Consider the following 3,179-nt stretch of genomic DNA (forward strand, 5'->3'; position numbering starts at 1 on the left):
GTGGTGCTCTTCACGCAGGCGCCGAATGATGCCGCTCAGGGCTTCGGTTTCCGCCGGGTTGAGGCCGGCAGCCGGCTCATCCAGGCAGACAATTTCCGGACGCGTGCACATGGCCCGGGCGATTTCCAGACGGCGCTGCTGGCCATAGGAAAGCTCGCCGGCCAAGCGGTTGGCGCAGTCGACCAAATCGACCACCTCCAGCCAGTAGAAGGCGGTATCCAGGGCCTTTTCTTCGGCACGGCGGTAGCCCGGCGTATTGAGAATGCCGGCGAGCATGCTGCGGTTAACCCACATGTGTTGGGCCACCAGCAAGTTTTCCACCACGGACATTTCCTTGAACAAACGAATGTTCTGGAACGTCCGGGCCAAGCCCGCGCGGTTTACCAGGTGGGTACCGCCAAACATTTTGTAGAACAGGCGGCTAAAGAACTTGGGCGGCGAAATAAAGTCGGTGACTTCAAACGGCTCGCCCATGATCTTGCCCACGCTGGTGAGCTTGGCTTGGGCGTCCAGGGTGATATCGCCGTCGGTGGCTTTGTAGAAGCCGGTTAGGCAGTTGAACACCGTGGTTTTGCCGGCGCCGTTAGGGCCGATCAGCGCCGAAATGGTGCCGCGCTGAATGTTGAAACTCACATCGTTCAGGGCTTTGATGCCGCCGAACTGCATCATCAGATGCTCAACCGAGAGAATGATGTCGTTGCTCACGGCTTCACTCCTTTACGAATGGCATAACCGTTACGGCTGATACGCACCAGGCCGCGTGGACGCCAGATCATCATCAGCACCATCAGGATGCCGAACATCAATACCCGGTACTCGGCGAAGCTGCGCAAAAGCTCTGGCGCCACGGTGAGTACAAAGGCGGCAATCACCACCCCCAGGGTCGAGCCCAGGCCGCCGAGCACGATGATCGCCAGGATCAGCGCCGACTCGAAAAAGGTGAATGATGACGGGTCGATAAAACCCTGCTTGGTGGCAAAGAACACCCCAGCCAGGCCAGCGGTGGAGGCACCGATCATAAAGGCCGAGAGCTTGACCAATACGTGGTTGAGGCCCATGGCGCGACAGGCGATTTCGTCTTCACGCAGCGCTTCCCAGGCCCGGCCAACCGGCATATGGGTCAGGCGGTGTTTTACGTACAGCACGGCCATCACCACGATAAACAACACCACAAAGGTGAAGATCAGCTCGGCGTTAGGGTTGTAGGCCACACCCAGCCATTCGTGGATTGGCACATGGCCTTCTTCCTTGGCGCGACGGCCGAACTCCAGGCCAAACAGGGTTGGGCCAGGAATCGGAATGCCGTTCGGGCCATTGGTCAGCGATACCCAGTTGTTCAGTACCAGGCGAATGATTTCGCCAAAGCCCAAGGTCACGATGGCCAGATAGTCACCGTGCATTCGCAGCACCGGGAAGCCCAGTAATGCGCCGGCAAAGGCGGCCAGAATCATCGCCAACGGAATCATCGCCCAGAAGCCCAAGCCCAGGTATTCGTAACCCAAGCCGAGCCCATAGGCGCCAATGGCGTAGAAACCAACAAAGCCCAGATCGAGTAGCCCGGCCAAGCCGACCACGATGTTCAGGCCCAGGCCCAGCAGCACGTAGATCAGGCCGAGGATAACCACCGACAGCAGGTATTTGTTGGCGAAAAACGGGAAGCAGATCGCCAGCAAGATCAGCACCGGAATCACAAAGCGCAGCGTCGACTTATGCCCGGCTGGCAGTACATGCACACCGCTGTCTTTGTTTTGCATCGAGTGGGCAATTTTCTGCCCTTGTGGGGTTTGCAAGAACAGGCTCAGGCAGAAGCGCCCAAGCATCACAATGCCGACCAAAATGGCCAGACGTTGTGGGTGCAGATCAAAGCTATAGCCCTGCAGCACAACGCCGACGATAGGGCCGAACACGATCAGGGAGATAAGGCCGGCGAGAACGGTGTCGATCAGGCAGCGCTTGATATCAATGGATTGGCTTGCCGACATTGCTTACACCTTCGCCACATGGGGTTTGCCCATGAGCCCTTGCGGTCGAAAAATCAGGATCAGTACCAACAGCGAAAACGAGAACACGTCCTTGAAGTCGGAGTTCACCAGGCCGGCAAACTGCGCCTCGGCCACGCCGAGAATCAGGCCACCAAGCATGGCGCCAGGCAGCGAACCGATGCCGCCGAGTACGGCTGCGGTGAAGGCTTTGATGCCGATGATAAAGCCGGCGTAAAAATCGAAGGTGCCGTAGTTCATGGTGATCAGCATGCCGGCCAAGGCGGCCATGCAGGCGCCGATGACAAACACGTAAGAGATCACCCGGTCGGTGTTGATACCGAGGATCGACGCCATCTTGCGGTCTTGTTGCGTGGCGCGGCACATGCGGCCGAGCTTGGTGTTCTGGATGACATAGGTGAGCACACCCATACCGACCATGGACACGATGATGATGAACAGCTTGGTGTAGGTCAGTTGCACGTAGCCGGTGCCGACGTGGAACTTGATGACCCCTTCCAATAGGGTCGGTACACCTTGCTGACGCGCGCCTTGGGAAACCTGCACATAGTTCTGCAGGATCAGCGACATGCCGATGGCGGAAATCAGCGGAGCCAGCCGCGTGGAGTTACGCAGTGGCTTGTAGGCGATTCGCTCGATGGTCCAGCCGTACACACCGGTCACCACAATGGTGAAGATCAGCGTGCCGAGGATCAGGAACGGAAAGGATTCGAGACCAAAAAAGGTCAGTACCGCAAGGCCAATGGCCGTCAGGTAGGCAGAGACCATATACACATCGCCGTGGGCGAAGTTGATCATGCCGATGATGCCGTAAACCATGGTGTAACCGATGGCGATCAGTCCGTAGACAGATCCCAGGGTCACCCCGTTGATCAGTTGTTGCAGGAAAATACCGTCCATTGACGCAGTCTCGTCTGTTGGGGTCAGGGCCTGGGGTTCGGCCTGGCGCCTCTAGTGATAGACGGGTACTGCTGAAAACAGGGTAGCCACAACGGCCACACCCGTAAGACACACCAGCAGTGCCCTGAAACACTAACCGCCCAGGTGCGGGTAGCACCTGAGCGGTTAGCCGAGCTAGTGACAGGCACAGGCGCTTGGCGCGATCACGTTCGACATTCGAAGATGAAAGGTCGCCTCAGCCATGCCTGCCACCAGTCCTTACTGCTGGTGGTATTTGCC

General features: G+C 58.1%; 3 protein-coding genes. All 3 read right to left on the minus strand.

All coding sequences use genetic code 11. From position 1 onward, the window contains the following. A partial coding sequence (locus AAAB16_RS07770) for an ATP-binding cassette domain-containing protein (RefSeq protein WP_340662833.1) occupies nt 1-669 on the minus strand: 669 nt, incomplete at its 3' end. A 32-nt stretch (nt 670-701) separates the two neighbouring features. After that, the gene (gene livM / locus AAAB16_RS07775; protein WP_340662832.1) at nt 702-1,982 is read right to left on the minus strand and encodes a high-affinity branched-chain amino acid ABC transporter permease LivM; all 1,281 of its coding nucleotides are present in this window, start codon (nt 1,980-1,982) and stop codon (nt 702-704) included. Between the two features lie 3 nt (nt 1,983-1,985). Further along, a complete protein-coding gene (locus tag AAAB16_RS07780) occupies nt 1,986-2,900 on the minus strand; it encodes a branched-chain amino acid ABC transporter permease LivH (protein ID WP_110615682.1) in 915 nt (304 codons plus the stop codon). Between the last annotated feature and the right edge of the window lie 279 nt (nt 2,901-3,179).

Source organism: Pseudomonas sp. (assembly GCF_037994325.1).
GTDB lineage: Bacteria > Pseudomonadota > Gammaproteobacteria > Pseudomonadales > Pseudomonadaceae > Aquipseudomonas.

Bases quoted from the DNA above. Each gene is read 5' to 3' on its own strand.
- livM (WP_340662832.1), bottom strand. From the start codon at position 1,982: ATGTCGGCAAGCCAATCCATTGATATCAAGCGCTGCCTGATCGACACC.
- AAAB16_RS07780 (WP_110615682.1), bottom strand. From the start codon at position 2,900: ATGGACGGTATTTTCCTGCAACAACTGATCAACGGGGTGACCCTGGGA.